At 70.3% G+C, this 26,366-nt stretch carries 36 protein-coding genes; 31 read left to right on the forward strand and 5 right to left on the reverse strand.

The genetic code is table 11. The features are described 5' to 3' along the window. The 20 genes from rplX (at nucleotide 1) to truA (ending at nucleotide 12,340) form a co-directional block, all read left to right on the forward strand. Entirely contained in the window at nucleotides 1-324 is a 324-nt protein-coding gene (gene rplX, locus FM076_RS20040; RefSeq protein WP_173872367.1) for a 50S ribosomal protein L24, read from the forward strand. Next, nucleotides 324-887 (forward strand): 50S ribosomal protein L5, encoded by a 564-nt coding sequence (gene rplE / locus FM076_RS20045; protein WP_173872368.1) that lies wholly within the window; start codon nucleotides 324-326, stop codon nucleotides 885-887. Before rplX ends, rplE begins: the two co-directional genes overlap by 1 nt. A 2-nt stretch (nucleotides 888-889) precedes the next feature. Next, entirely contained in the window at nucleotides 890-1,075 is a 186-nt protein-coding gene (locus tag FM076_RS20050; RefSeq protein ID WP_016473415.1) for a type Z 30S ribosomal protein S14, read from the forward strand. 165 nt (nucleotides 1,076-1,240) lie between these two features. After that, nucleotides 1,241-1,639 carry a 30S ribosomal protein S8 gene (gene rpsH, locus FM076_RS20055; protein WP_016473414.1) on the forward strand — a complete coding sequence of 133 codons (399 nt, stop codon included), beginning with the start codon at nucleotides 1,241-1,243 and terminating at the stop codon, nucleotides 1,637-1,639. 23 nt (nucleotides 1,640-1,662) lie between these two features. Further along, nucleotides 1,663-2,202: a 50S ribosomal protein L6 gene (gene rplF, locus FM076_RS20060; RefSeq protein WP_173872369.1), complete on the forward strand. Its 540-nt coding sequence runs from the start codon at nucleotides 1,663-1,665 to the stop codon at nucleotides 2,200-2,202. A 3-nt stretch (nucleotides 2,203-2,205) separates the two neighbouring features. Beyond that, on the forward strand, nucleotides 2,206-2,589 hold the full coding sequence (gene rplR / locus FM076_RS20065) for a 50S ribosomal protein L18 (RefSeq protein ID WP_173872370.1): 384 nt from the start codon (nucleotides 2,206-2,208) through the stop codon (nucleotides 2,587-2,589). Between the two features lie 43 nt (nucleotides 2,590-2,632). Then, nucleotides 2,633-3,235, forward strand: coding sequence for a 30S ribosomal protein S5 (gene rpsE, locus FM076_RS20070; protein WP_016473411.1), 603 nt, complete (start codon nucleotides 2,633-2,635; stop codon nucleotides 3,233-3,235). Continuing rightward, nucleotides 3,235-3,417, forward strand: coding sequence for a 50S ribosomal protein L30 (rpmD, locus tag FM076_RS20075; RefSeq protein ID WP_173872371.1), 183 nt, complete (start codon nucleotides 3,235-3,237; stop codon nucleotides 3,415-3,417). Before rpsE ends, rpmD begins: the two co-directional genes overlap by 1 nt. A 1-nt stretch (nucleotide 3,418) precedes the next feature. Further along, complete coding sequence (rplO, locus tag FM076_RS20080; protein WP_016473409.1) at nucleotides 3,419-3,880, forward strand: 50S ribosomal protein L15; 462 nt, start codon at nucleotides 3,419-3,421, stop codon at nucleotides 3,878-3,880. A 186-nt stretch (nucleotides 3,881-4,066) separates the two neighbouring features. Then, a complete protein-coding gene (gene secY / locus FM076_RS20085; protein WP_173872372.1) occupies nucleotides 4,067-5,380 on the forward strand; it encodes a preprotein translocase subunit SecY in 1,314 nt (437 codons plus the stop codon). Continuing rightward, nucleotides 5,380-6,030, forward strand: a complete 651-nt coding sequence (locus tag FM076_RS20090; protein ID WP_173872373.1) for an adenylate kinase — start codon at nucleotides 5,380-5,382, stop codon at nucleotides 6,028-6,030. Before secY ends, FM076_RS20090 begins: the two co-directional genes overlap by 1 nt. Nucleotides 6,031-6,302: 272 nt before the next feature. Next, a complete protein-coding gene (gene map, locus FM076_RS20095) occupies nucleotides 6,303-7,139 on the forward strand; it encodes a type I methionyl aminopeptidase (protein ID WP_173872374.1) in 837 nt (278 codons plus the stop codon). Between the two features lie 214 nt (nucleotides 7,140-7,353). Next, the gene (infA, locus tag FM076_RS20100; RefSeq protein ID WP_003948620.1) at nucleotides 7,354-7,575 is read left to right on the forward strand and encodes a translation initiation factor IF-1; all 222 of its coding nucleotides are present in this window, start codon (nucleotides 7,354-7,356) and stop codon (nucleotides 7,573-7,575) included. 76 nt (nucleotides 7,576-7,651) lie between these two features. Continuing rightward, nucleotides 7,652-7,765: a 50S ribosomal protein L36 gene (gene rpmJ / locus FM076_RS20105; RefSeq protein WP_009740505.1), complete on the forward strand. Its 114-nt coding sequence runs from the start codon at nucleotides 7,652-7,654 to the stop codon at nucleotides 7,763-7,765. Nucleotides 7,766-7,974: 209 nt separating this feature from the next. After that, entirely contained in the window at nucleotides 7,975-8,355 is a 381-nt protein-coding gene (gene rpsM, locus FM076_RS20110; protein WP_173872375.1) for a 30S ribosomal protein S13, read from the forward strand. Nucleotides 8,356-8,419: 64 nt separating this feature from the next. After that, nucleotides 8,420-8,824 carry a 30S ribosomal protein S11 gene (rpsK, locus tag FM076_RS20115; protein ID WP_016473404.1) on the forward strand — a complete coding sequence of 135 codons (405 nt, stop codon included), beginning with the start codon at nucleotides 8,420-8,422 and terminating at the stop codon, nucleotides 8,822-8,824. A gap of 27 nt (nucleotides 8,825-8,851) precedes the next feature. Further along, nucleotides 8,852-9,478 (forward strand): 30S ribosomal protein S4, encoded by a 627-nt coding sequence (gene rpsD, locus FM076_RS20120; protein ID WP_173872376.1) that lies wholly within the window; start codon nucleotides 8,852-8,854, stop codon nucleotides 9,476-9,478. 152 nt (nucleotides 9,479-9,630) lie between these two features. Continuing rightward, nucleotides 9,631-10,653 (forward strand): DNA-directed RNA polymerase subunit alpha, encoded by a 1,023-nt coding sequence (locus FM076_RS20125; RefSeq protein ID WP_173872377.1) that lies wholly within the window; start codon nucleotides 9,631-9,633, stop codon nucleotides 10,651-10,653. A gap of 215 nt (nucleotides 10,654-10,868) precedes the next feature. Next, complete coding sequence (gene rplQ / locus FM076_RS20130) at nucleotides 10,869-11,354, forward strand: 50S ribosomal protein L17 (protein WP_173872378.1); 486 nt, start codon at nucleotides 10,869-10,871, stop codon at nucleotides 11,352-11,354. 155 nt (nucleotides 11,355-11,509) lie between these two features. Next, the gene (gene truA / locus FM076_RS20135; protein WP_173874880.1) at nucleotides 11,510-12,340 is read left to right on the forward strand and encodes a tRNA pseudouridine(38-40) synthase TruA; all 831 of its coding nucleotides are present in this window, start codon (nucleotides 11,510-11,512) and stop codon (nucleotides 12,338-12,340) included. Nucleotides 12,341-12,393: 53 nt separating this feature from the next. Here the strand turns inward: truA and FM076_RS20140 are convergent, their stop codons facing one another. The 4 genes from FM076_RS20140 to FM076_RS20155 form a co-directional block, all read right to left on the reverse strand. Further along, on the reverse strand, nucleotides 12,394-13,275 hold the full coding sequence (locus FM076_RS20140) for a hypothetical protein (protein WP_173872379.1): 882 nt from the start codon (nucleotides 13,273-13,275) through the stop codon (nucleotides 12,394-12,396). A 76-nt stretch (nucleotides 13,276-13,351) separates the two neighbouring features. Beyond that, nucleotides 13,352-14,386: a ParA family protein gene (locus FM076_RS20145; RefSeq protein WP_173872380.1), complete on the reverse strand. Its 1,035-nt coding sequence runs from the start codon at nucleotides 14,384-14,386 to the stop codon at nucleotides 13,352-13,354. Continuing rightward, entirely contained in the window at nucleotides 14,383-15,588 is a 1,206-nt protein-coding gene (locus FM076_RS20150) for an ATP-binding protein (protein ID WP_173872381.1), read from the reverse strand. The genes FM076_RS20145 and FM076_RS20150 overlap by 4 nt, the downstream gene beginning before the upstream one ends. Continuing rightward, a complete protein-coding gene (locus FM076_RS20155) occupies nucleotides 15,585-16,091 on the reverse strand; it encodes an ATP-binding protein (protein WP_173872382.1) in 507 nt (168 codons plus the stop codon). Before FM076_RS20155 ends, FM076_RS20150 begins: the two co-directional genes overlap by 4 nt. A gap of 190 nt (nucleotides 16,092-16,281) precedes the next feature. Between FM076_RS20155 and FM076_RS20160 the strand changes: the two genes are divergently transcribed. The 6 genes from FM076_RS20160 to glmM all read left to right on the forward strand — a co-directional run bounded on the left by FM076_RS20160 (nucleotide 16,282) and on the right by glmM (nucleotide 20,535). Continuing rightward, the gene (locus tag FM076_RS20160; protein ID WP_173872383.1) at nucleotides 16,282-17,145 is read left to right on the forward strand and encodes a helix-turn-helix domain-containing protein; all 864 of its coding nucleotides are present in this window, start codon (nucleotides 16,282-16,284) and stop codon (nucleotides 17,143-17,145) included. Next, the gene (locus tag FM076_RS20165; protein WP_173872384.1) at nucleotides 17,142-17,330 is read left to right on the forward strand and encodes a DUF397 domain-containing protein; all 189 of its coding nucleotides are present in this window, start codon (nucleotides 17,142-17,144) and stop codon (nucleotides 17,328-17,330) included. The genes FM076_RS20160 and FM076_RS20165 overlap by 4 nt, the downstream gene beginning before the upstream one ends. Nucleotides 17,331-17,363: 33 nt before the next feature. Further along, nucleotides 17,364-17,552: a DUF397 domain-containing protein gene (locus tag FM076_RS20170; RefSeq protein WP_173872385.1), complete on the forward strand. Its 189-nt coding sequence runs from the start codon at nucleotides 17,364-17,366 to the stop codon at nucleotides 17,550-17,552. Nucleotides 17,553-17,909: 357 nt separating this feature from the next. Further along, on the forward strand, nucleotides 17,910-18,353 hold the full coding sequence (gene rplM / locus FM076_RS20175; RefSeq protein WP_173872386.1) for a 50S ribosomal protein L13: 444 nt from the start codon (nucleotides 17,910-17,912) through the stop codon (nucleotides 18,351-18,353). Between the two features lie 42 nt (nucleotides 18,354-18,395). Continuing rightward, nucleotides 18,396-18,899, forward strand: coding sequence for a 30S ribosomal protein S9 (rpsI, locus tag FM076_RS20180; protein ID WP_173872387.1), 504 nt, complete (start codon nucleotides 18,396-18,398; stop codon nucleotides 18,897-18,899). A 250-nt stretch (nucleotides 18,900-19,149) separates the two neighbouring features. Then, nucleotides 19,150-20,535, forward strand: a complete 1,386-nt coding sequence (glmM, locus tag FM076_RS20185) for a phosphoglucosamine mutase (RefSeq protein WP_173872388.1) — start codon at nucleotides 19,150-19,152, stop codon at nucleotides 20,533-20,535. Between the two features lie 135 nt (nucleotides 20,536-20,670). Here glmM and coaA read toward each other — a convergent pair whose 3' ends face one another. Next, nucleotides 20,671-21,630 (reverse strand): type I pantothenate kinase, encoded by a 960-nt coding sequence (gene coaA, locus FM076_RS20190; RefSeq protein ID WP_173872389.1) that lies wholly within the window; start codon nucleotides 21,628-21,630, stop codon nucleotides 20,671-20,673. Between the two features lie 177 nt (nucleotides 21,631-21,807). Here coaA and FM076_RS20195 point away from each other — a divergent pair, with 177 nt between their 5' ends. From FM076_RS20195 to alr, 5 genes are all read left to right on the forward strand, one after another. After that, a complete protein-coding gene (locus FM076_RS20195) occupies nucleotides 21,808-22,053 on the forward strand; it encodes a hypothetical protein (protein WP_173872390.1) in 246 nt (81 codons plus the stop codon). A gap of 144 nt (nucleotides 22,054-22,197) precedes the next feature. After that, entirely contained in the window at nucleotides 22,198-22,605 is a 408-nt protein-coding gene (locus tag FM076_RS20200) for a holo-ACP synthase (protein ID WP_173872391.1), read from the forward strand. Between the two features lie 21 nt (nucleotides 22,606-22,626). Beyond that, on the forward strand, nucleotides 22,627-24,117 hold the full coding sequence (locus tag FM076_RS20205; protein ID WP_173872392.1) for an NAD(P)H-hydrate dehydratase: 1,491 nt from the start codon (nucleotides 22,627-22,629) through the stop codon (nucleotides 24,115-24,117). Between the two features lie 284 nt (nucleotides 24,118-24,401). Beyond that, a complete protein-coding gene (locus FM076_RS20210; protein ID WP_173872393.1) occupies nucleotides 24,402-24,959 on the forward strand; it encodes a DinB family protein in 558 nt (185 codons plus the stop codon). 225 nt (nucleotides 24,960-25,184) lie between these two features. Beyond that, nucleotides 25,185-26,315 carry an alanine racemase gene (alr, locus tag FM076_RS20215; RefSeq protein WP_243275016.1) on the forward strand — a complete coding sequence of 377 codons (1,131 nt, stop codon included), beginning with the start codon at nucleotides 25,185-25,187 and terminating at the stop codon, nucleotides 26,313-26,315. The last annotated feature ends 51 nt before the right edge of the window (nucleotides 26,316-26,366 follow it).

Below are 26,366 nucleotides of genomic sequence, written 5' to 3' on the forward strand. Positions count from 1 at the left end.
ATGAAGATCAAGAAGGGCGACCTGGTTCAGGTCATCACCGGCAAGGACAAGGGCAAGCAGGGCAAGGTCATCAAGGCCATGCCGCGCGAGGACCGCGTCCTGGTCGAGGGTGTCAACCGGGTCAAGAAGCACACCAAGGCCGGTCAGACGGCTCGCGGTTCGAAGACCGGCGGCATCGTGACGACCGAGGCCCCGATCCATGTCAGCAATGTGCAGCTGGTCGTGGAGAAGGACGGCAAGAAGGTCACCACCCGCGTCGGGTACCGCTTCGACGAGGACGGCAACAAGATCCGCGTTGCCAAGCGGACCGGTGAGGACATCTGATGACTGCCACCACCACTCAGGCCCCCCGCCTGAAGCAGCGCTACCGGGAAGAGATCCAGGGGAAGCTCCAGGAGGAGTTCTCCTACGACAACGTCATGCGGATCCCCGGTCTGACCAAGATCGTGGTCAACATGGGTGTGGGCGACGCCGCCCGCGACTCCAAGCTGATCGAGGGTGCCATCAAGGACCTCGCCACGATCACCGGCCAGAAGCCGGCCGTCACCAAGGCCCGCAAGTCCATCGCGCAGTTCAAGCTGCGCGAGGGTCAGCCGATCGGCGCCCACGTGACGCTGCGCGGCGACCGGATGTGGGAGTTCCTGGACCGCCTGCTGTCCCTCGCGCTGCCGCGCATCCGCGACTTCCGCGGTCTGTCGCCCAAGCAGTTCGACGGACGGGGCAACTACACCTTCGGTCTCACGGAGCAGGTCATGTTCCACGAGATCGACCAGGACAAGATCGACCGGGTCCGGGGCATGGACATCACCGTGGTCACCACGGCGACCAACGACGACGAGGGCCGCGCCCTGCTTCGTCACCTCGGCTTCCCGTTCAAGGAGAACTGACCATGGCGAAGAAGGCTCTGATCTCCAAGGCCAGCCGCAAGCCGAAGTTCTCGGTGCGTGCCTACACGCGCTGCCAGCGCTGCGGCCGTCCCCACTCCGTCTACCGCAAGTTCGGCCTGTGCCGCGTGTGCCTTCGTGAGATGGCGCACCGTGGCGAGCTGCCGGGCGTGACCAAGAGCTCCTGGTAACCCTTATCGAGGGAGTCCGGGATCTCTCGGTAAGCTGAAAAGTCGCTTACTACGCCGTAGGTCCCCCGCGACGCACCCGTCCCGTCGTCGGCCATCAGGCCGGCGGACGGGGAGAGGGACGACGCATACAGGGAAACCCCGGCGAGAGAGGCCGAAGGCCATCACATGACCATGACCGATCCGATCGCAGACATGCTCACGCGTCTGCGGAACGCGAACTCGGCGTACCACGACACCGTGGAGATGCCGCACAGCAAGATCAAGTCGCACATCGCGGAGATCCTCCAGCAGGAGGGCTACATCACCGGCTGGAGGACCGAGGACGCCAAGGTCGGCAAGAACCTCGTCCTCGAGCTGAAGTTCGGCCCGAACCGCGAGCGCTCGATCGCCGGCATCAAGCGGATCTCGAAGCCGGGTCTGCGGGTCTACGCAAAGTCCACCAACCTGCCGAAGGTGCTCGGCGGCCTCGGCGTGGCGATCATCTCCACGTCGCACGGTCTGCTCACCGACAAGCAGGCGCAGAAGAAGGGCGTGGGCGGGGAAGTCCTCGCCTACGTCTGGTAACGGAAGGGAACGGAGGTAAAGCAATGTCGCGTATCGGCAAGCTCCCCATCCAGGTTCCCGCCGGTGTGGACGTCACCATCGATGGCCAGACGGTCGCGGTGAAGGGCCCCAAGGGTTCCCTTTCGCACACCGTTGCCGCGCCCATCGAGATCGCCAAGGGCGAGGACGGCGTTCTCGTCGTCTCCCGCCCCAACGACGAGAGCCGGAACAAGGCCCTGCACGGTCTGTCCCGCACGCTGGTGGCGAACATGATCACTGGCGTGACCCAGGGATTCAGCAAGGACCTCGAGATCAGCGGTGTCGGCTACCGCGTCCAGGCCAAGGGCTCCAACCTGGAGTTCTCCCTGGGCTACAGCCACCCGATCCTGGTGGAGGCCCCCGAGGGCATCTCCTTCAAGGTCGAGTCCCCGACCAAGTTCACGGTCGAGGGCATCGACAAGCAGCGGGTCGGCGAGGTCGCCGCGAAGATCCGCAAGCTGCGGAGGCCCGACCCCTACAAGGCCAAGGGCGTGAAGTACGCGGGCGAGGTCATCCGCCGCAAGGTCGGAAAGGCTGGTAAGTAAGCCATGGCATACGGCGTGAAGATCGCTAAGGGCGACGCCTACAAGCGCGCCGCCGCCAAGCGCCGTCACATCCGCATCCGCAAGAAGGTCTCGGGCACCCCCGAGCGCCCCCGTCTTGTGGTGACGCGCACCAACCGCGGCATCACCGCCCAGGTGATCGACGACACCGTCGGCCACACGCTGGCCTCGGCGTCCCACCTGGACAGCTCCGTGCGCGGTGGCGAGGGCGACAAGAGCGCGCAGGCCCAGCGGGTCGGCGCCCTGGTCGCCGAGCGAGCCAAGGCCGCGGGCATCGAGGCTGTCGTGTTCGACCGCGGTGGCAACAAGTACGCAGGGCGGATTGCCGCTCTGGCCGACGCCGCCCGCGAGGCCGGGCTCAAGTTCTGAGAACGGTCCTGCAAGCGGACGTTAAACGAGAGAGGTAATTCCAATGGCTGGACCCCAGCGCCGCGGTGGCGGCGCCGGTGGCGGCGAGCGGCGGGACCGTAAGGGCCGGGACGGCGGCGCTGCCGCCGAGAAGACCGCGTACGTTGAGCGCGTCGTCGCGATCAACCGTGTCGCCAAGGTTGTGAAGGGTGGTCGTCGCTTCAGCTTCACCGCGCTGGTCGTGGTGGGCGACGGCGACGGCACCGTGGGTGTCGGATACGGCAAGGCCAAGGAGGTGCCGGCCGCCATCGCCAAGGGTGTGGAGGAGGCCAAGAAGCACTTCTTCAAGGTCCCGCGCATCCAGGGCACCATTCCGCACCCGATCCAGGGTGAGGAGGCCGCGGGTGTCGTGCTGCTCAAGCCGGCCTCGCCCGGTACCGGTGTGATCGCCGGTGGCCCGGTGCGTGCCGTGCTGGAGTGCGCGGGCATCCACGACGTGCTGAGCAAGTCGCTCGGCTCGTCGAACCCGATCAACATCGTGCACGCCACGGTGGCGGCGCTCCGCGGGCTCCAGCGCCCGGAGGAGATCGCGGCCCGCCGTGGTCTGCCGCTCGAGGACGTGGCTCCCGCCGCTCTGCTGCGGGCGCGTGCAGGGGTGAGCGCGTAATGGCTCGCCTGAAGATCACGCAGACCCGTTCCGTCATCGGGACCAAGCAGAACCACCGTGACACGCTGCGGACCCTGGGTCTCAAGCGCGTCAACGATGTGACCGTCCGCGAGGACAGCGCCGTCGTGCGCGGTCAGGTGCACACCGTGCGCCACCTCGTGACGGTCGAGGAGGTCGACTGAGATGGCTGAGTCCTCGGCCAACCCCCTGAAGGTCCACAACCTCCGTCCGGCCCCGGGCGCCAAGACCGCCAAGACCCGTGTGGGTCGCGGTGAGGCCTCCAAGGGCAAGACGGCCGGCCGTGGCACCAAGGGCACCAAGGCCCGGTACCAGGTTCCGGAGCGCTTCGAGGGCGGGCAGATGCCGCTGCACATGCGGCTGCCCAAGCTGAAGGGCTTCAACAACCCGGCGCACAAGCAGTTCCAGGTGGTGAACCTGGACAAGCTGGCCGCGCTCTACCCCGAGGGTGGCGAGGTCACGGTGGCCGACCTGGTCGCCAAGGGCGCTGTGCGCAAGAACGAGCTGGTCAAGGTGCTCGGCTCCGGTGACATCTCGGTGGCGCTGACGGTGACCGTCGACAAGGTCTCCGGCTCCGCCAAGGAGAAGATCACCGCCGCCGGCGGCACCGTCACCGAACTCCTCTGAGTTCGTTGGCCAGGTGAACGACAGGCCGGGGATGTCCCAATGGGGCATCCCCGGCTGGTCGTTTGCCCGGTTGGTCGTTTCTAGGTGGTGGAGTCGCCGGTAAGGTGGCATCCACTGTTGATATCTGTCGAACCTCAAGACCGTCACCTCTCGCGCCAGTAGACCGCGGGGGGCGCAGGAGGCACCGTGCTCACCGCGTTCGCCCGGGCGTTCCAGACGCCCGACCTGCGCAAGAAGCTGCTCTTCACGCTCGGCATCATGGTGCTCTTCCGTATCGGAGCGCACGTCCCGGTGCCGGGCGTCAGCTATGAGAACGTCCAAGCCTGTATGGACGAGGCCAAGGGCGCGCAGGGCCTCTTCGGCCTGGTCAACATGTTCAGCGGCGGCGCGCTGCTCCAGATCACCATCTTCGCGCTCGGGATCATGCCGTACATCACGGCGAGCATCATCCTGCAGCTGCTGGTCGTGGTCATTCCGCGACTGGAGGCGCTGAAGAAGGAGGGGCAGGCCGGACAGGCGAAGATCACCCAGTACACGCGCTATCTGACCGTCGCGCTCGCGATCCTCCAGGCCACCGGCCTGGTCGCCACCGCACGCAGCGGCACCCTCTTCCAGAACTGCAGCGTCGCCAGCCAGATCATCCCCGACCAGTCGATCTTCAAGACCATCGTGATGGTCATCACCATGACCGCCGGCACCTGTCTGATCATGTGGCTCGGTGAGCTGATCACCGACCGCGGCATCGGCAACGGCATGTCCATCCTGATGTTCGTCTCCATCGCGGCTGGTTTCCCCGGTGCGCTGTGGGCCATCAAGAAGCAGGGCAAGCTGGCCGACGGCTGGATCGAGTTCGGCGCCGTGATCGTCTGCGGCCTGGCGATGGTCGCCCTCGTGGTCTTCGTGGAGCAGGCACAGCGCCGTATTCCGGTGCAGTACGCGAAGCGGATGATCGGACGCCGGAGTTACGGCGGAACCTCGACCTACATTCCGCTGAAGGTCAACCAGGCGGGTGTGATTCCCGTCATCTTCGCGTCGTCGCTGCTCTACATTCCGGCGCTGATCGTGCAGTTCAGCGGCTCGCAAGCGGGCTGGGCGCAGTGGATTCAGGCGCATTTCGTCAAGGGTGACCACCCTCTCTACATCGCGACCTATTTCCTGCTGATCGTCTTCTTCGCCTTCTTCTATGTGGCCATCTCCTTCAACCCCGAAGAAGTGGCCGACAACATGAAGAAGTATGGTGGCTTCATCCCGGGCATCCGGGCTGGTCGTCCCACCGCGGAGTACCTGAGCTACGTGCTGAACCGCATCACGTGGCCCGGCTCTCTGTACCTGGGTCTGATCGCACTGGTGCCGACCGTCGCGCTGATCATGTTCAACGCCAACCAGAACTTCCCGTTCGGCGGAACGAGCATCCTGATCATCGTGGGCGTCGGTCTCGAGACCGTGAAGCAGATCGAGAGCCAGCTTCAGCAGCGCCATTACGAAGGGTTCCTCCGCTGATGCGTATCGTCCTCGTCGGACCCCCTGGTGCGGGCAAGGGAACACAGGCGGCTTTCCTCGCCAAGAACCTCGCCGTTCCGCACATCGCCACGGGTGACCTCTTCCGCGCCAACATGAGCCAGGGCACCGCGCTCGGCCAGCAGGCCAAGGAGTACATGAGCGCCGGCCAGCTCGTGCCGGACGAGATCACCATCGGGATGGCCAAGAGCCGTATGGCGGAGCCGGACGCGAGCGGCGGCTTCCTGCTCGACGGCTTCCCGCGGAACATCGCGCAGGCGCAGGCACTGGACGCCCACCTGGAAGAGACCGGCCAGAAGCTGGACGCGGTTCTCGACCTGGAGGTCCCCGAGGACGAGGTCGTCCGGCGGATCGCCGGACGGCGCATCTGCCGGAACGACAGCAGCCACGTTTTCCACGTCGAGTACAAGGCCCCCAAGACCCCGGGCGTCTGCGACGTGTGCGGCGGCGAGCTGTACCAGCGTGAGGACGACCGCGAGGAGACCGTCCGCAAGCGGCTGGAGGTCTACCACAGCGAGACCGAGCCGATCATCGACCACTACAAGGCGCAGGGACTGGTGACCACCATCTCCGCGCTGGGCGCTGTCGACGAGGTGACGCAGCGGGCGATGAGCGCGCTGCGGCGCGACTGACGACGGGTCCCTCGTGCCGCGTCGCCACCGACGCGGCCCGACCCGTGGTGCCGTGGCCGCACGCCGTCGCGGCCGGAAGATCATGGGGGCCGGGCTGATGCCCGGCCCCCTCATCGCGCCCCGGGTCCGCCCCCGCCCCGGGCGCGGCCCTCGTCCCCGGCACCCGGGCGCGGCCTCCGGCCCCGGGGCGGGGCTGGCAGACTTGAGGGGGCAGTAACAGCAGTCGGTGCGTTACCGGCGAGGGTCGCCGGTCAGGGAAGGCGGAAGCCGTCATGGTGGAGATCAAGACCCCGGACCAGATCGCGAAGATGCGCGAGGCGGGGCTGGTCGTCGCCGCCATGCACGAGGCCTGCGCGGCAGCGGCCGTCCCCGGGGCGACGACCAAGGACCTGGACGAGGTCGCGGCCAAGGTGCTGGCCGATCACGGTGCGAAGCCGAATTTCCTGGGCTACGGCGGCTTCCCCGGCAACATCTGCACCTCCGTCAACGACGTCGTCGTCCACGGCATCCCCAGCAAGGAGACCGTCCTCAAGGCGGGTGACCTGCTCTCCATCGACGCCGGCGCCATCGTGGACGGCTGGCACGGCGACGCCGCGCTGACCGTCTTCGTGGGGGAGGGCCACTCGGCTGAGCTGCGCGAGCTGAGCCGGGTGACCGAGGAGTCCATGTGGGCGGGGATCGCCGCCATGCGCAAGGGCAACCGGCTGGTCGACATCTCCAAGGCGATCGAGAGCTACATCCGGCGGCAGCCGCGCCCCTCGGGCGGCAGGTACGGGATCATCGAGGACTACGGCGGCCACGGCATCGGCTCCCAGATGCACATGGAGCCCCACCTGCTGAACTACGTCGAGCGGCGGCGGGGGCGGGGGCCCAAGCTGGTGCCCGGGATGTGCCTGGCCATCGAACCGATGGTGAGCCTGGGCACGGCGAAGACGCACGTCCTTTCGGACGAGTGGACGGTCAAGACGAACGACGGCACCTGGTCCTCCCACTGGGAGCACTCCGTCGCCCTGACGGAGCAGGGGCCGCTGGTGCTGACGGCCCGCGACGGGGGCCGCGCGAAGCTGGCCGAGCTGGGCGTGGAGGCGGCGCCGGACCCGCTGGGCTGAGGCTTTCCGCTCCTCTTCCGTGCCGCTGTGCTCCGCTGTTCCGCTCGCCGGGATGCCGCGGGGGAGTAAAGATCTCTTTCGCAGGGGATACTCCCTGATTCGCCATGCGGGGCGGTGTGTCGTAGACTGGCTCGTCGGCCCCGGTGTACCCGTATGCCAGTCGGGAAGTCAGGGCCTCCCAGGTAGCCGATCCCGGAAGGTGAAGCGCTCAAGCATGGCCAAAAAACAAGGGGCCATCGAGATCGAGGGCACCGTCGTCGAGTCTCTCCCGAACGCGATGTTCAAGGTGGAGCTCCAGAACGGGCACCAGGTCCTCGCGCACATCAGCGGCAAGATGCGGATGCACTACATCCGTATCCTTCCCGACGACAGGGTCGTGGTGGAGCTGTCTCCCTACGACCTGACGCGCGGACGGATCGTCTACCGCTACAAGTAGATCGACAGATCGTGCCGGCTTCCCGCACCCCGAGGGGCCCGTGGGGAAACGGCCTGACCCGGAGAACCTCAACACCATGAAGGTCAAGCCGAGCGTCAAGAAGATCTGCGACAAGTGCAAGGTGATCCGCCGCCACGGCCGGGTCATGGTCATTTGCGAGAACCTGCGCCACAAGCAGCGCCAGGGCTGACGTACACGACCTGCCTTTCGCAGTTCCTTCGCGCGACGCGAGCAACAGTCACATAAGCAGGGCCCGGCACCGCCGACGGTGCCGACACCCCCGGTCGGAGGCCGGGGACCCTCCCCGAGCTCTTCGAGCGGGAACCTCCCGGCCGAAGAGGCCAGGGACGGGAACGGCACTGCTGCAGACCTCCGACGAAATCCTCAGGAGCCACATCCATGGCACGCCTCGCTGGCGTCGACCTCCCGCGCGAGAAGCGCGTCGAGGTCGCCCTCACCTACGTCTTCGGCATCGGCCGCACCCTTGCCCAGCAGACCCTGCGCGAGACCGGGGTCAACCCGGACACCCGCGTCCGGGACCTGGCCGAGGACGAGCTGGTCAAGCTCCGCGAGTACGTGGACAACAACCTGCGCGTCGAGGGTGACCTCCGCCGTGAGATCCAGGCCGACATCCGCCGCAAGGTGGAGATCGGCTGCTACGAGGGTCTGCGCCACCGGCGCGGTCTCCCGGTCCACGGCCAGCGCACCAAGACCAACGCCCGCACCCGTAAGGGCCCGCGTCGCGCCATCGCCGGCAAGAAGAAGCCGGGCAAGAAGTAGTCCGCACCGGACACGCTGCAAGCGGTCCGCGTTGTAGGACCGACCACCTCACGGGAGTTTCCATATGCCTCCGAAGGGCCGTACGGCCGGCGCCAAGAAGGTGCGCCGCAAGGAGAAGAAGAACGTCGCCCACGGGCACGCTCACATCAAGAGCACGTTCAACAACACCATCGTCTCGATCACCGACCCCACCGGCAACGTGATCTCCTGGGCCTCGGCCGGCCACGTCGGCTTCAAGGGCTCGCGCAAGTCGACGCCGTTCGCCGCGCAGATGGCCGCCGAGAACGCGGCGCGCCGCGCGCAGGAGCACGGCATGCGGAAGGTCGACGTCTTCGTCAAGGGTCCCGGCTCCGGCCGTGAGACCGCGATCCGCTCCCTCCAGGCCACCGGGCTGGAGGTCGGCTCCATCCAGGACGTCACCCCCACCCCGCACAACGGCTGCCGCCCGCCGAAGCGTCGCCGGGTCTGAGAACTGAAGTAGGAGATCACCAGAACTATGGCGCGTTACACCGGGGCCGACTGCAAGCGTTGCCGTCGGGAGAAGCAGAAGCTCTTCCTCAAGGGAGCTAAGTGCGAGAGCGCGAAGTGCCCGATCGAGATCCGTCCTTACCCCCCGGGTGAGCACGGACGCGGGCGCACCAAGGACTCCGAGTACCTGCTGCAGAAGCGTGAGAAGCAGAAGGCCGCTCGTATCTACGGCGTCCTGGAGAAGCAGTTCCGCGGGTACTACAACGAGGCCAACCGGATGTCGGGCAAGACGGGTGACAACCTGCTCCGCATCCTGGAGACCCGGCTCGACAACGTCGTGTACCGGGCCGGCTTCGCCAAGTCCCGCGACCACGCCCGCCAGCTGGTCAAGCACGGCCACATCACGCTGAACGGCCGGAAGACCGACATCCCCTCCGCGCGGGTGTCCGTCAACGACATCATCGAGGTCCGCGAGTCCTCCCGCAGCCTGACCCCCTTCCAGGTGGCGGCCGCGGAGGCCGGCGAGAAGACGGTTCCGGCGTGGCTGGAGGCCATCCCGTCGAAGCTGCGGATCCTTGTCCACTCGCTGCCCGAGCGCCAGGTGATCGACACCCAGGTGCAGGAGCAGCTGATCGTCGAGCTGTACTCGAAGTAATTCGGGTGGGCGTCGGGGCGTGCCCGGAGTGATCCGGGCGCGGCTCGCAGAAGGAGGGGCGGGCGGTCCCGGCGGTGTTCCGGCCGGACCGCCCGTACCCTTGCAGTACCGGCATCAAATAGCGGTTGCCGAAAACTGGAGGCACACATCCCATGCTGATCGCTCAGCGTCCCTCTCTGACCGAAGAGGTCGTCGACGAGTTCCGCTCACGGTTCGTGATCGAGCCGCTGGAGCCGGGCTTCGGCTACACCCTCGGTAACTCCCTTCGTCGCACGCTCCTCTCCTCGATCCCCGGCGCTGCTGTGACCAGCATCCGGATCGACGGCGTTCTGCACGAGTTCTCCACCGTGCCGGGCGTCAAGGAGGACGTCACCGACCTGATCCTCAACATCAAGTCCCTCGTCGTCTCCTCCGAGCACGACGAGCCGGTCGTGATGTACCTGCGCAAGCAGGGCCCGGGCCTGGTCACCGCCGCGGACATCGCGCCGCCGGCCGGTGTCGAGGTGCACAACCCGGACCTGGTCCTGGCCACGCTCAACGCCAAGGGCAAGCTGGAGATGGAGCTGACCGTCGAGCGCGGTCGCGGCTACGTCTCCGCCGTGCAGAACAAGCAGGTGGGCCAGGAGATCGGCCGTATCCCGGTCGACTCCATCTACTCGCCCGTCCTCAAGGTGACCTACAAGGTCGAGGCCACCCGTGTCGAGCAGCGCACCGACTTCGACAAGCTGATCGTCGACGTCGAGACCAAGCAGGCCATGCGGCCGCGTGACGCCATGGCGTCGGCCGGCAAGACCCTGGTCGAGCTGTTCGGTCTGGCCCGCGAGCTGAACGTCGACGCCGAGGGCATCGACATGGGCCCGTCCCCGACGGACGCGGCGCTGGCCGCCGACCTGGCCCTGCCGATCGAGGAGCTGGAGCTGACGGTCCGCTCCTACAACTGCCTCAAGCGTGAGGGCATCCACTCGGTGGGCGAGCTGGTGGCCCGTTCCGAGGCGGACCTGCTGGACATCCGCAACTTCGGTGCCAAGTCGATCGACGAGGTCAAGGCGAAGCTGGCCGGCATGGGCCTGGCGCTGAAGGACTCGCCTCCCGGATTCGACCCGACCGCCGCCGCGGACGCCTTCGGCGCCGACGACGACACGGACGCCGGGTTCGTCGAGACCGAGCAGTACTGAGAGCTCGGTACCGACAGCTGTGTGGTGACCGCGGGCCCGGCTCCGGCCGGGGCGCGCCCACGCGGCGGAGCCGAAGATCGGTTCCGTCCCGCGCCCCTGACGGGGCGCACCCCCGTGCCGCAAGGGCGCGGGGCCGTACCCCCGGTACCTGACACGGCCGGGACTGCCGCCGGTGCCTGATACGGCCGGTGCAGTGACAACGAAGGAGGAGCACCATGCCGAAGCCCACCAAGGGTCCCCGTCTGGGCGGCAGCGCCGCGCACCAGAAGGCGATGCTGGGCAACCTGGCGACCGCGCTGTTCGAGCACGGCCGCATCACGACGACCGAGGCGAAGGCCCGCCGCCTGCGTCCGGTCGCCGAGCGCCTGATCACCAAGGCGAAGAAGGGCGACCTGCACAACCGTCGCCAGGTCATGCGCACGATCCTCGACAAGAGCGTCGTGCACACCCTCTTCACCGAGATCGGCCCGCGGTACGAGAACCGTCCCGGTGGCTACACCCGCATCACCAAGATCGGTCCGCGTCGTGGCGACAACGCCCCGATGGCGGTCATCGAGCTGGTCGAGCCGCTGACGGTGCAGCAGGCCGCGGTCGGCGAGGCGGAGGCCGCCACCAAGCGTGCTGCCAAGGACGAGGCCGCCACCAAGGCCGAGTCCGCGGAGTCCGCCGAGGGCGCCGAGGGCGAGTCCAAGGAAGACTGACCCGGCATGAGCGGGCCCGCCCTTCGGGGTGGGCCCGTTCTGTTGTCGTTTGCGGGCGGGCCGGTCGTGCCCTCCCCCGGCCTCCGGCCGGGAGATGCCCCCGGTGCCGCCCAGCGGCACGCTTGCCCACAACCTTCTGGAGAGGTGTCGCCGTGGTGCGGATTCGGCTGGATGTGGCCTATGACGGGCGGGAGTTTTCCGGGTGGGCCCGGCAGAAGGAAGGGCAGCGCACGGTCCAGGGTGAGATCGAGGACGCGCTGCGCGTCGTCCTGCGGCGGGACGAGACGCCGGAGCTGACCGTGGCGGGGCGGACCGACGCGGGCGTGCACGCGCGTGGTCAGGTGGCGCACGTGGACCTGCCGGACGAGGTGTGGGCCGAGCACCGCGCGCACCTGCTGCGCCGCCTCGCCGGGCGGCTTCCCATGGACGTCCGCGTCCTGCGGCTCAGCGAGGCGCCCCCGCACTTCGACGCCCGGTTCTCGGCCGTCTGGCGCCGCTACTCCTACCGGGTCACCGACCATCCCGGCGGCGCCGATCCGCTGCTGCGCGGCCATGTGCTGTGGCACAACTGGCCGCTGGACGTGGACGCCATGAACGAGGCCGCGCGGGGCCTGCTGGGGGAGCACGACTTCGCCGCGTACTGCAAGAAGCGCGAGGGCGCCACGACGATCCGTACGCTCCAGCGGCTGGAGTGGGTGCGCCGCGAGGACGGGATCCTGGAGGCGACGGTGCAGGCGGACGCGTTCTGCCACAACATGGTCCGCTCCCTGGTGGGCGCCATGCTCTTCGTCGGCGACGGCCACCGCCCGCCCGAGTGGCCCGCGAAGGTGCTGGCCGCGCGGGTGCGGGACTCGGCCGTGCACGTGGTGCGGCCGCACGGGCTCACCCTGGAGCAGGTCGCCTACCCGCCGGACGAGGAACTGGCGGCCCGCAACCGTGCCTCCCGCAACAAGCGCACGCTGCCGCCGCTGCCGGGCTGCTGCTGACCCGCCGCTGCCGCCGCTGCCGGGCTGCTGCTCACCCCCCGCTGCCGCCGCGGTCAGCCGTCCGCCGGCTCCTTCGCGGCCTGCGATGACTGGGCGCGGCCACGCTGCAGGACGCGGGCGTAGGCGTAGTTGGAGCCGTCGAGTGCGGTCTGCTGGGCCTGTTTGTCACCGGCGCCGGAGGCCTGGCCGTCGGTGCGGCCCGCGATGGTGAAGTAGGCGTACCGGCCCAGGGAGTTGGCCGTGGTGCGGCAGGTGACGGTGCGGCAGAAATCGGGGACGCCGCCGCCGGGGAGGGCGACGAGGTTGGGCTGGTAGCCCTCCTTGACCCTGCTCGCCGTCCTGGTGTTCTCGAACACGGCGATGCCCACCGTCACCGCGAGCCCGTCGCGGGTGTAGGTGGCGCGGTAGAGGGTGTCGCAGCCGTTGCGGGTCAGCACCGGGCCCAGGCCCGCGTGGGCGGCCTCGGCGCAGTTCTTGCTGGTGTCGGTCCTGGCCAGCTTGTAGGCGCGGCCGTTGATCGTGACCTTCTTGTTCGGGAAGAGCGTGGCAGCGCTGAGCGGGGCCTTGTCGCGCTTGGCGTCGGAGATGAAGTCCTTCGGCGGCGGCGGAGGCGGCGGGTCGTCCTTGAAGGTGGGCTCCGGCGGCTTGCTGCTGCCGTCCGGGATGCTCTCGGACGGCGGGAGGGAGTTCGACGGCTTGTCCGAGGCGCCCTGCGAGCCGTCCTCGTTGACGACGGCCACCGCGACGATGCCCGCGACCGCGGCCGTGGCCAGCGCGCCGCCGCCCGCCATCAGCCAGCGGCGGCGCCGGGCGCGCCGGCGCTCGGCCTGTTCGGCCAGTGCCGCCCAGTCCGGTGTCGGCCCTGTGGAACCCCCGGCGTTCCAGCCGGGTCCGCCCTGGGAACCCCACTCCGGTCCCCCCTGCCCAAAGCTCATGCGGGCATCTTAGGGCGCCCCGTACACCGCCCGACATGCGCCGGGGGCCGACGTCGTCGTACCGTGACAATCCCTCTCATGACCGAGCGTCGACTCTTGCGAGTACTGCCTCGGCCAGCCCGCGGAATTCCCGGTAGCAGGTCTTGACGTACTGCTGGGTGCTGCCCAGAGCGCCGTCCGCAGGTCTCAGGTCGAACATCGGTTTGCGCGCGTCGTGCGCCAGTGGCATCAGACTCCTGTAGTTGCGCAGGGTCGCGATGCGGTGACTGCTGTCGTCACGGGAGGGTGGGGACTCGCCCAGAACCATGGCGGAGTACACCCAAGGGATGCGTTCGAGCCACCGCTCGTATGCTTTGACGGGCCGGTCGAGCCGCATCTCGGGCTGCATGATCACATAGCCGAGTGGCCGCATCTCCGCCTGCGGCGCCGAGATACCGGCGGGCACCCTCGGCAGCACCAGGCTCTGCCAGTCCCGGCGCCATTCCCGCAGTGTCGGCCCCAGGTTGCTCAAGCCCTTCAACGAGAAGAGGTCCGCAGCGAGCGGCATCAGCACTGTGTCGCCCGTGATGAGTGCGGCGCGGTTGATGGCACCGAGGTTCGGCCCGACATCGATGAGGACCACATCCGCTTCGACGGACACCCTCGCCTGCTCGACGATCCGGTGGAACGCGGTGGACGTGCGGATCGCGGCGACGTCCCCCGCGTACGCGCGCGACCATTCGTTGGACAGCTTGTCCTCGAAACGGCTCAGGTCGAGGCTGCCCGGCAGCAGCCAGAGACCAGGCTGCAAGCAGGCGGGCTCGATCGCCGCGATGTCGCCGGTTCCCTCCAGGATCGGGCGCACGGCGTCAGCGATCGTCTGGCCGCTGCGCACTCTCCCTGTACCAGGCAGCCCCTGGAGTGCCGCGCCTTGGTTGATGAGTTCGGAGGGGTTCTCCCACAGTTCCTCGATCTCGGTCTCCTCCAGGCACATGGAGGTGAGATTGGCCTGCGGATCCAGATCGATGGCCAGCACGCTGTACCCCATGCGGCGGATCATGTGCGCCAGGTGGTAGGCCAGTGTGGTCTTCCCGACTCCGCCTTTGTTGTTGAACAGCGCGATCGAGGTCATGCGTCCCTCCGCATGGTGACTGCCCAGGACCAGTCGTCCACCTGGAACTCGGCGGGCGGGTTGCCGTTGCGCTGGAGAGAGGCCTGGATCCGTCCGACGCCGCGGCCGAATCGGTTCACATATCCGAGCCCCTTCATCGCGGCTGCGAGGGAGGGGTTGCGGTAGTCGGTGACACGGTCGAAGTTGTCTTCCCGTACCTGCCCGAAGGGCCCGCCAGGATTGGTCACCTCGATCCTGTCGTCGAACCAGGCGATACGGACGGGGGCGTGAGAGGTCTCGTAGTTGCGGTGCATCAGCGCATTCATACAGACCTCGCGCAGGGCCTCCAGCGGATAGTCCGGCTGTGGGGTCTCGCGGAACCCGTCCTCGACGAGACGGGTACGCAGATTGCTCCGCAGCAGCGGTTCGAGCCGGGATGCCAGGCCCACCAGATTCTGTCGCAACTCCTGCTCGTCCGCGATGGCGGCGTCCAGATCGGTGCCTTGGTAGCGGACGAACTGGAGGTATGCGCCGGGGATGAAACTCCCCGGATCGAGCCCGATCGTGAGCATGCCCAAGGCTGTGGGTTGCCCGTCCGGTGTCAGAAGATGGAGGGAGGAGAGCTGGATGTCGATCGGGCGGCCGTTCTCCTCGATGACTTCGGGAGCCACCATGGAGGGCAGGTAGGCCCGCTCGAACACATCGAGGTCGAGGTCGTCGCGGTGCGCGAGGGCCAGCGGCCGGGTGTCGAAGGGCATGTCCTTGGCGCGCCTGCGCTCGGAGAGGACGCGTTCGTCCTCCCGGCTCGCCTTGCGTGTCGTGGGCCCGGGGCGCACCCAGACGACGCCTTCGAATCGGACCGGAGGAGTCGCGCTGGCCTCGACGTGGATCCGGATGACGGGTTTGCCCCGGTAGCGGGCGGCCTCGACGGTGAGGGAGGGGCGGTCCAGGATGCGGCCGTCGGCGCCGAGGTCGGTGAGCCGCAACAGCGCCCGGTCGCCGGTGTCGACATCATCCACGGGGCGCCCCGCGTCGTCCACGCCGATGAGGATGTCGCCGCCTCCGTGACCGCACAGGTCGTTGGCCATCGCGCACACCGCGTTCCCGATGGCGTCGCCACGCTTGCCCTCCCGTTTCGCGGAACGTTTGAACTCCAGGGCCGGTGTCTCCCGTGTGCCCAGGGCGTCGGCCAGGTCCACTTCGTCTCCACTCACGCTGGTCATTGTGCAGTGTCCCGTCGGCCGGAGTGCCCAGTGGCGTGCGGGGCGCCGTCGCCTGCGGCGGTCGCCGGAACAGCGAGGGTCGCCCAGACCGTCTTGCCGCTCGGCGGGTAGGGCTCGGTGCCCCAGTGGTCGGCGAGTGCGGTGATGAGGAGGAGGCCCCGCCCGGACTCGCTGTCGCAGGGCAGGTCCTGGCGGAGACGAGGGTGGTGCTCGCCGCGAGCGTCCGTGACCTCGATACGCAGGTGAGCCGCCGCCGGGTCGAGGAGGAGCCCGAGCCGGAAGTCCCGGCCGCGCACGCTGCCGTGCGATACGGCGTTGGTGGCGAGTTCCGCGACGACCTGCTCGGCACGCTCCGTGACCGGGTCCGGGATCTGCCAGCTGCGGAGTTCTCCGGCGGCGAGCAGCCGTGCGAGGCGGGCACCGCGCCGGGTGGAGGACAGCAACTGCCTGAACGTACGTACGTTCGCCGCCTGTTGGGGGGCGAACGAGTGCCTGAGGTGCATGGGTGCCACGGTGGCGCTTGCGCCGGGGCCTCCGCCAGCATTGCGCCCCGTACGGTCGGTCAGCGTACGGGCACAGAGGGTGGACAGTACGGTGCTGATGTCATCACGCTGGGTGAGTTGTGCGCGGGGCGGTCCCGCGCATCTGCCTGAGCGCACGCCCTGCGTGCGCACGTACGTGAGGGGGTCGCTGATGACGACCATTCCGGTGGGGGATGTGGCCGCGGGCTGCGACGACACCGAACGGGAGCCGGACCCGTCGGACAGTTTGCGGACGTTCGGAGCCGTCGTCCAGGCCCTGCGTGAACACGCCGGATTCAGCCGGGTCGAGTTCGGAAAGCTCGTCGGGTTCTCCAAGCACACCGTCGAGTCCGTGGAACTGGGGCGGCGCATGCCCGACGAGGTGTTCGTGGAGCGGGCGGAGGAGGCGCTGGGCAACACGGGCGCCCTGCGGAAGGCGGCGCGGCACCTGACGCGCGGTGAGCCCGGACTGGCGGCGTGGTTCCGGCGCTGGGCGCGTCTGGAGCGGCTGGCCGCCAGCCTGGGCACCTACGAATGCCGGCTGATTCCCGGGCTGCTGCAATCGGAAGGCTACGCGCGAGCCGCCTTCGACAACAGCATCCCGCCACTCGCCGACGCGCAGATGGAAGCGCAGGCCGTCGCCCGGATGGAACGGCAGAAGCTCATCCGGGAGCGGCCCAACACCGCGTTCAGCTTCGTGGTGGAGGAGCACATCGTGCGGCGGCGGCTGGGCGGGGACGAGGTCACCCGGGAACAGCTGGACCACATGCTCGCCCTCGCCGGGCTGCGGAACGTCTCCGTGCAGATCATGCCTACCGACAGCGTGTGCCACGCGGGTCTGGACGGGCCGCTGGCGCTGCTGGAGATGCCGGACGGCAAAAGGCTCGCCTACTCGGAGGGGCAGAAGAACGGCCGTTTGATCACTGACGCGAAACTGGTCACCGTGCTCCATCAGCGGTATGCGACACTCCGGGCACAGGCCCTCAACCCCGTTGACTCCGTGGGTCTGTTGAGGCGCATCAGAGGAGCACTATGAGCAGCACTGCGGATCTGCACTGGTTCAAGTCGAGTTACAGCGGCACCCAGGGTGACAACTGCGTCGAGGTCGCGGCGACCGAGACCGCCATCCATGTGCGGGACTCCAAGGACGTGTCCCTTCCGCACTTCGCCGTCGGCCGCGACGGCTGGGCGCGTTTCGTGGAGTACGCGGCGCGGGGGTGAGTCCAATCTGTTGAAGCGCATCAGAGGAGCACTATGAGCAGCACTGCGGATCTGCACTGGTTCAAGTCGAGTTACAGCGGCACAGAAGGCGACAACTGCGTCGAGGTCGCGGCGACCGAGACCGCCGTCCATGTGCGGGACTCCAAGGACGTGTCCCTTCCGCACTTCGCCGTCGGCCGCGACGGCTGGGCGCGTTTCGTGGAGTACGCGGCGCGGGGGTGAGCCCTGGCGGGATCGCGGCTCGTCCCGGCCCGGTCCCGCGGCCGTCGGGCCCTCGTCCGGTCCGCGTCGGCGTCGGTCACCTCGGCCGGTGCGCGCCGGGAGCGGCGGCGGGGAGGCGGCGGGGAGGCGGCGGGGCAGGGCGTCTCGTTTTGACCCTGGTGGGGGAGGGTCGGTATCCTGCTGGATCGTTGTGTGTATTGGCTTGCCTGTTCTCACGTGGGGGGCTATACACCGGCCTACCGGTCGATGACCAGCGATCGTGTGCGGATGCGTCACCGCCTGCGATCTTGCCTGTCGTGATCTGCCTGGTTGGCCCTTTGTCAGGACCCAATCACTGAAGAAGCGAAGGCTACGACCGTGCGTACGTACAGCCCCAAGCCCGGCGACATCCAGCGCCAGTGGCACATCATCGACGCCAAGGACGTCGTCCTCGGCCGGCTGGCCTCCCAGGCCGCCATCCTTCTGCGGGGTAAGCACAAGCCCGTGTACGCGCCTCACGTCGACACAGGTGACTTCGTCATCATCGTCAACGCCGACAAGGTGCACCTCTCCGGCAACAAGCGCATCCAGAAGATGGCCTACCGCCACTCCGGCTACCCGGGTGGTCTGCGCTCCGTCCGCTACGACGAGCTGCTGGCCAAGAACCCGGAGAAGGCCGTGGAGAAGGCCGTCAAGGGCATGCTCCCCAAGAACTCCCTGGGCCGTCAGATGCTCTCGAAGCTGAAGGTCTACGCGGGCGAGCAGCACCCCCACGGTGCGCAGCAGCCCGTGCCGTTCGAGATCAGCCAGGTCGCGCAGTAAGTCCGGCCACCCCCTAAGACTGAAGAAAAGCTGAGGAGAATCGTGGCCGAGACCACCGCCGAGATCCCCGTCGAGGGCGTCGAGGAGTACACGACCGAGACCCCCGAGGCCCCCCAGGAGTACACCTCCGAGTCCCTGGCCTCCCGTTTCGGTGACCCGCAGCCGGCCGCCGGCACCGGTCGCCGCAAGAACGCCATCGCCCGTGTCCGCATCATCCCGGGCACCGGCCAGTGGAAGATCAACGGTCGCACCCTTGAGGGCTACTTCCCCAACAAGGTGCACCAGCAGGAGGTCAACGAGCCCTTCAAGGTGCTGGAGCTCGAGGACCGCTACGACGTCGTCGCCCGCATCTCCGGCGGCGGCATCTCGGGCCAGGCGGGCGCCCTGCGCCTGGGCGTGGCCCGTGCGCTGAACGAGGCGGACGTGGACAACAACCGCGGTCCGCTCAAGAAGGCCGGCTTCCTCACGCGTGACGCCCGTGCGGTCGAGCGCAAGAAGGCCGGTCTCAAGAAGGCCCGTAAGGGCACCCAGTACAGCAAGCGCTGACCCGGCGCCCGCTGGAAGCCGGAGCCCTTCCCGGATGCCCCGTCGGCACCGCACACCGGTGCCGGCGGGGCATCCGTCTTCCTCGGGCCCTCTCCCGGCGCCGTCGGGCCGGACATCCGGCCCTGTGGCGGTGGCGCCCGCGCCGTCACGCTGAGAACGGGGCGTATACCTGGGGTGCCGGGCGTACCAGGCCCGCCCGGTGAACGCCCGGAGAACCCCGGAGCAACCCCGGACAATCGGAGGAACGACAGTGGCACGACTCTTCGGTACCGACGGTGTACGCGGCGTGGCCAACGAGGGGCTGACGGCCGAGCTGGCGCTCGGGCTGTCGGTCGCGGCGGCCCACGTGCTGACCGGGACCAGGGCGGGTACGGGCACGAGCGCCCAGGCGGCGCGGGCCGGGACCCGGCCGGTCGCGGTGGTCGGACGTGACCCGCGCGCCTCCGGGGAGTTCCTGGAGGCCGCCGTCGTGGCCGGGCTGGCCAGCGCCGGGGTGGACGTGCTGCGGGTCGGCGTGCTGCCGACGCCCGCCGTCGCCTATCTGACCGGCTCGCTCGGCGCCGACCTGGGCGTGATGCTCTCGGCGAGCCACAACCCGATGCCCGACAACGGCATCAAGTTCTTCGCCCGCGGCGGCCACAAGCTCGCCGACGAACTGGAGGACCGGATCGAGGCCCTCTACCGCGAGCACGCCGCCGGCGAGCCGTGGGCGCGGCCGACCGGGGCCGGGGTGGGCCGGGTCAAGGAGTACGACGAGGGCTTCGACAACTACGTCGCCCACCTGGTCGGGGTGCTGCCCAACCGGCTGGACGGGCTGAAGGTCGTCATCGACGGAGCGCACGGCGCGGCGGCCCGGGTCTCGCCGGAGGCGTTCGCGCGGGCCGGTGCCGAGGTGGTCACCATCGGCACCGACCCCGACGGGCTCAACATCAACGACGACTGCGGCTCCACCCACATCGACGGCCTGCGGGACGCCGTCGTCCAGCACGGCGCCGACCTGGGCGTCGCGCACGACGGCGACGCCGACCGGTGCCTGGCCGTGGACGCGGAGGGCCGCGAGGTCGACGGCGACCAGATCCTCGCCGTGCTGGCGCTCGCCATGAAGGAGGCGGGCCAGCTGCGCAAGGAGACCGTCGTCGCGACGGTCATGTCCAACCTCGGCTTCAAGCTGGCCATGGAGCGGGCGGGCGTCGAACTGGTGCGCACGGCGGTCGGCGACCGCTATGTGCTGGAGGAGATGAAGCGCGGCGGGTTCTCGCTCGGCGGCGAGCAGTCCGGGCACGTGATCGTCCTCGACCACGCCACCACCGGCGACGGCACGCTCACCGGCCTGATGCTGGCCGCCCGGGTCGCGGCGACGGGCACGCCGCTCGCGGAGCTGGCCGGGGTGATGGAGCGGCTGCCGCAGGTGCTGGTGAACGTCTCCGACGTGGACAGGACGCGGGTCGGCTCGGCGCCGGAGCTGGTCTCGGCCGTCGCGGAGGCCGAGCGGGAGCTGGGGGAGACCGGCCGGGTGCTGCTGCGGCCCTCCGGGACCGAGCCGCTGGTGCGGGTGATGGTCGAGGCCGCGGACATCGAGCACGCGCGGGCGGTGGCCGGCCGGCTCGCGGACGTCGTCAAGCGGTCGCTCGGGTGACGCCGGCGCCGGTGATCTGAGCGCGGGCGCTCCCCCGCTCGACGCGTGCGGGGGAGCGGACCGCCCACGGCGCGGCGAGGTCACGGCTTCCGGAGGGCACAGCCCCCGTCCGATGCCGCAGCTTTCCGCCCGAGGTCACAGCTTTCGGAGGGAGAGCCGCTGGACCTTGTGGTCCGGGCCCTTGTGGAGCTGGAGGGTGGCCCGGCCCCGGGTCGGGGCTATGTTCTCGCGGAGGTTGGGCTCGTTGATGGTGCGCCAGGTGGTGCGGGCGTAGTCGAGGGCCTCCTCCTCGGAGACGGTCGTGTAGGTGTGGAAGTACGAGCGCGGATTACGGAACGCGGTCTGCCGCAGTTCCCGGAAGCGGCGCAGATACCACTGCTCGATGTCGGCCGTCCGCGCGTCCACGTACACCGAGAAGTCGAAGTAGTCGCAGACGGCCAGCCGGGTGCGGCCGTCCTTGCCGGGCAGGGCGGGCTGCAGGACGTTGAGGCCCTCGACGATGAGGATGTCGGGGTGGTGCACGGTCAGCCGCTCCCCGGGGACGATGTCGTAGATCAGGTGCGAGTAGACCGGCGCTGTGACCTCGGGCTTTCCGGCCTTGACGTCGGCGACGAAGCGGGTGAGCGCGCGGCGGTCGTACGACTCGGGGAAGCCCTTGCGGGACATCAGCCCGCGCCGCTCCAGCTCCGCCTTCGGCAGCAGGAAGCCGTCCGTGGTCACGCGTTCGACACGCGGGTGCTCGGGCCACCGGGCCAGCAGCGCCTGGAGCAGCCGGGAGACCGTGGACTTGCCGACGGCGACGCTGCCGGCGACGCCGATGACGAACGGCGTCCCCCGCTGCGGCCCCGACCGGCCCGGGCGGCGCGGATCGTCCAGGAAGGTGTTGAGCGCCCTGCGCAGCCCGTGGGTGGCGCCGACGTACAGGTTCAGCAGCCGGGACAGCGGCAGGTAGATGTCCCGCACCTCGTCCAGGTCGATGACGTCGCCGAGCCCGCGCAGCGCCTCGACCTCGGCGGCGGTCAGCGGGAGGGGCGTGCGCTCGCGCAGGGCGCTCCATTCCGCGCGGCTGAGGTCGACGTAGGGCTTGGTGGACACGCTGCCATTCTGCGCGGCCGGTCGCGGGCACTCACCTCGGGGGCGCCCTTGGGACCCCGGCCCTGATTCCCGGCCCCGGGGCTGTGACCTGCCCGGACGGCGCCCGGTGCGCACAGGGGCAATCGGAACGGAATGCGGAAGGTGTACGTGAGGGCGAATTGCCGCTATCTTCCGCCCATGTCACACCCCTTGAGTCGCATACGCCGCCCCCGTATCCGGCGCGCCGCTCGCGCCGAGCACCTGGAGGGCTTCGCCGGCCGGGTCTACAGCGACCTGACCGACGGGCTCCCGGACGAGGACCTCACCGAGGACCTGACCGACTCGCTGGAGCTGTACGTGATGGGCAGCAAGCCGCGCTGCGAGGAGTCGGAGTACCTGGAGCTGATGGAGGACGCCATAGAGCGGATGGCCCGCGGCGAGTGACCCCGGGCCCCCGCGGCGGGGTCCGTACCGCCCCGGCCCCGGCACCCCGCGTACGCTCGCCCCGACGGGACGCGGGCACGCGGCCCGACGGGATGCGGGCGTGGGCCGAGGACGGCCGGGAGCGGGTGCGGGAATGGGGCAGCGGTGATCATCGGAGTGGGTATCGACGTCGCGGAGATCGACCGCTTCGCCGCCTCGCTGGAGCGCACCCCCACCATGGCGGACCGGCTCTTCGTCGACCGCGAGCTGTGGCTGCCCGGCGGGGAGCGGCGGGGCGTCGCCTCGCTCGCCGCACGGTTCGCCGCCAAGGAGGCGCTCGCCAAGGCGCTGGGCGCCCCGGCCGGGTTGCGGTGGACGGACGCCGAGGTGTGCACGGCCGCGACGGGGCAGCCGTATCTGCGGGTGCGCGGCACGGTCGCCGCGCGCGCCGCCGCGCTGGGGGTCAGCGGCTGGCACGTCTCCCTCTCCCACGACGCGGGCGTCGCCTCGGCCGTCGTCATCGCCGAGGGCGACCCGCCGGCCGGCCCGGCCCCCCGGGACGCGACCGCCTGAGGCGGAGGTCACACTGGGGGCATGAGGACTGGTTACGGCGTGGAGACCGTGCGTGCCGCCGAGCGGGCGCTGATGGCGCGGCTGCCCGAGGGCGCGCTGATGCGGCGGGCCGCGGCGGGGCTGGCGGCGGCGTGCGCGGGGCTGCTGGGACGGACGTACGGGACGCGTGTCGTGCTGCTCGTCGGCAGCGGCGACAACGGCGGTGACGCCCTCTACGCGGGTGCCCGGCTGGCCCGGCGCGGTGCCGGGGTGGTGGCCGTCCTGCTGGCGCCCGAGCGCACCCACCAGGGCGGGCTGGCCGCGCTGCGCGCCGCACACGGACGCTCGGTGGTGGCGCCGGGCGCCGTGGTGGAGGGCGTGGCCGAACCGGTCGGCGACCTGATCGCGCGGGCCGACCTGGTGGTGGACGGGGTCGTCGGGATCGGCGGCAAGGGCGGACTGCGGCCCGCGGCGGTGGAGTTGGCCGACATGGTCCGGGACGCCGGGGTGCCCGTCGTCGCCGTGGACCTGCCCAGCGGGGTCGACGCCGACACCGGGGAGGTGAGCGGCGCGGCCGTGCGCGCGGCGGCGACGGTGACCTTCGGCGCGTACAAGCCGGGCCTGCTCATCGACCCGGCGCGGGAGCACGCCGGTGCCGTCCGGCTGATCGACATCGGACTCGGACCGCACCTGCCCGCCCGCCCCGACGTGGAGGCCCTCCAGCACGCCGACGCGGCCCGCCTGCTGCCGAGGCCGCAGGCGGAGAGCGACAAGTACCGGCGGGGCGTGATCGGCGTCGTCGCGGGCTCCGCGCGCTACCCGGGCGCCGCCGTACTGGCCGTCGCGGGCGCGCTGCGCAGCGGTGCCGGTGCCGTGCGGTACGTCGGGCCGGGCGGCGAGGCGGTCATCGCCCGCTTCCCGGAGACCCTCGTCTCGGAAGGGCCGCCCGGACACGCCGGACGGGTGCAGGCGTGGGCGGTCGGCCCGGGGCTCGGCGACGAACCGGCCTCGCACCGCGCCGTGGCCGAGGTCCTGGACAGCGACGTGCCGGTCCTCGTGGACGCGGACGGCCTCCGGCTGATGGACCTCGCGGCCGTCCGCGCCCGCACCGCCCCCACCCTGCTGACCCCGCACGCCGGAGAAACCTCCGCGCTGCTGGGCGTGGACCGCGAGGAGGTGGAGCGGGGCCGGCTGGCCGCCGTCCGGGCCCTCGCGGAGCGGACGGGCGCGACGGTGCTGCTGAAGGGCTCGACGACGCTCATCGCCGACCCGCACGGGCGGGACGGCGAGCCCGCCCCGCCCGTGCGGGTCAACGCCACCGGTACCGGCTGGCTGGCCACCGCGGGCAGCGGCGACGTGCTGACCGGGCTCGCGGGCGGTCTGCTCGCGACCGGACTGGGCGCCCGCGACGCCGCCTCGGTCGCCGCCTACGTGCACGGCCTCGCGGGCCGCCTCGCACCCGACCCGCCCTCCGCCACCGATGTCGCCGCAGCCCTGGCCACGGCCTGGCACGACGTGCTGCGCCCGGAGTAGGCCCGCGCGGCTACCGGGCGAGCGGGGTCTGTCCGGGGATGTGGTTCAGCTGTCTCGCGGAGGCACGCCCTGATGGCCGCGGCGGCGTCGCGGCCGGTCACGGATTCGGGCCGGATGATCCAGGTCACGCCAGCAATTGCCGGGGCCAGGTCAACAGGCTTTCGGCGGCGGTGAGTCGGCGGCGGAGTCGGTGGCGAGGCGTTGGCGTCGGTCAGCGCCCGAGCCGCGACCGCCTCAGCCCGGGCATCAGCATCAATGTCAGTGCCCGCTGCCACACTCCCGGTATGACTCGACAGCGCGCCACAGGCCCCCTCCCGGCCGCCTTCGCCGAGACGTGGGAGCAGGACACCCGGGCCCCGCTGCCCCTGGTGGGGGACGAGCGGGAGGTGCTGACCCGCTACCTCGACCGGTACCGCGAGACGCTGGTGCTCAAGTGCTCCGGCCTGGCGCCCGAAGCCCTCTCGGAGCGCACTGTCCCCCCGTCCGGCCTCAGCCTGCACGGACTGCTGCGGCACCTGGCGGCGGTGGAGCGCTGGTGGTTCCGCATCCAGCTCGCCGGGGAGGACGCGCCGCCGCTGTACTACTCCGACGACGACCCCGAGCAGGACTTCGACTCCCTCGACGGCGACCCCGCCGAGGCGCTGGCGGTCTGGCGCGCGGAGTGCGCACGCTCCCGCGAGATCGCCGCGTCCATGGACCTGGAGGCCACGGGTGTGCACGCCCGCACGGGAGAGCCCGTCTCCCTGCGGCGGATACTCGTCCACATGATCGCTGAGTACGCCCAGCACTGCGGCCACGCCGACCTGCTCCGCGAACGCATCGACGGCGCCACCGGCCACTGACCTCGACGGCGCCACCGTCCGCTGACACTTGGGCGGTGCCACCAGCCACCGGCTCTTGGGCGGTGCCACCGGCCACGGAGGCGGGCGCCCACCTGCGACACTGAAGCGGTGAACGACGTGCGACAGCTGCCCCGGTCCGTCCGCCCCGCCGTGCCCGACGAGCCCTCGGACGGACGCGCTCCGCGCGGGGCGCGGGAAGAGGCCGGGCGGGACGAGGCGTCGCCCCTGGCGCGGGCGCGGGCCGAGGTGGATCTCGGGGCCGTACGGGACAACGTCCGCAGGCTGCGGGAGTTCGCCCCGCGCGCCGAGCTGATGGCGGTCGTCAAGGCCGACGCCTACGGCCACGGCGCGGTGCGGTGCGCCCGCGCCGCACGGCAGGCGGGGGCGACCTGGCTGGGTACGGCCACGCCGCAGGAGGCGTTCGCGCTGCGGGACGCGGGTGACCGGGGCCGCCTGATGTGCTGGCTGTGGACGCCGGGCGGGCCGTGGCAGGAGGCCGTCCGGCGGGACATCGACGTCTCCGCGAGCGCCACCTGGGCGCTCACCGAGATCGTGGCGGCGGCCCGTGCCACCGGCCGTACGGCGCGGGTGCATCTGAAGGCGGACACCGGCCTGGGCCGCGGCGGCTGCCAGCCCGCCGACTGGGCCGAGCTGGTGGCGGCGGCGCGGGCCGCCGAGGCGGAGGGCGCGGTGAAGGTGACCGGCGTCTGGTCGCACTTCGCCTGCGCCGACGAGCCGGGGCACCCGGCCAACGCCGCGCAGCTGGCGGCCTTCCGGGAGGCCGTCGCCGTCGCGGAGCGTGCCGGGCTCGACCCCGAGGTGCGGCACCACGCGAACTCGCCGGCGACGCTGACCCTGCCCGAGTCCCACTTCGACCTGGTCCGTCCCGGGGTGTCGGTCTACGGCATCTCCCCGTCCCCCGAGGTCGGCACCGCGGCGGGGCTCGGCCTGCGTCCGGCGATGACGCTCAGCGCCTCGCTCGCCCTGGTCAAGCGCGTACCGGCCGGACACGGCGTCAGCTACGGGCACACCTACACGACGGCGGGCGAGACCACGCTCGGCCTGGTGCCCCTCGGCTACGGCGACGGCCTGCCCCGGCACGCCTCCGGCGCGGGGCCGGTGCGGGTGGCGGGCAAGCGGCGGACGATCGCGGGCCGGGTGGCCATGGACCAGTTCGTCGTGGACCTGGGGGGTGACGAGGCCGAGGCGGGCGACCGCGCCGTCCTCTTCGGCCCCGGCGACGAGGGGGAGCCGACCGCCGAGGACTGGGCCCGTGCGGCGGGCACCATCGCGTACGAGATCGTCACCCGGATCGGTTCGCGCGTACCGCGGGTATACGCGAACGAGGACGTGTGACCCGGCAGCCGGGTACCGCGCACACAGGGGACGGACGGGGGCGGACATGAG

Source organism: Streptomyces albus subsp. chlorinus (genome assembly GCF_013302895.1).
GTDB lineage: Bacteria > Actinomycetota > Actinomycetes > Streptomycetales > Streptomycetaceae > Streptomyces > Streptomyces chlorinus.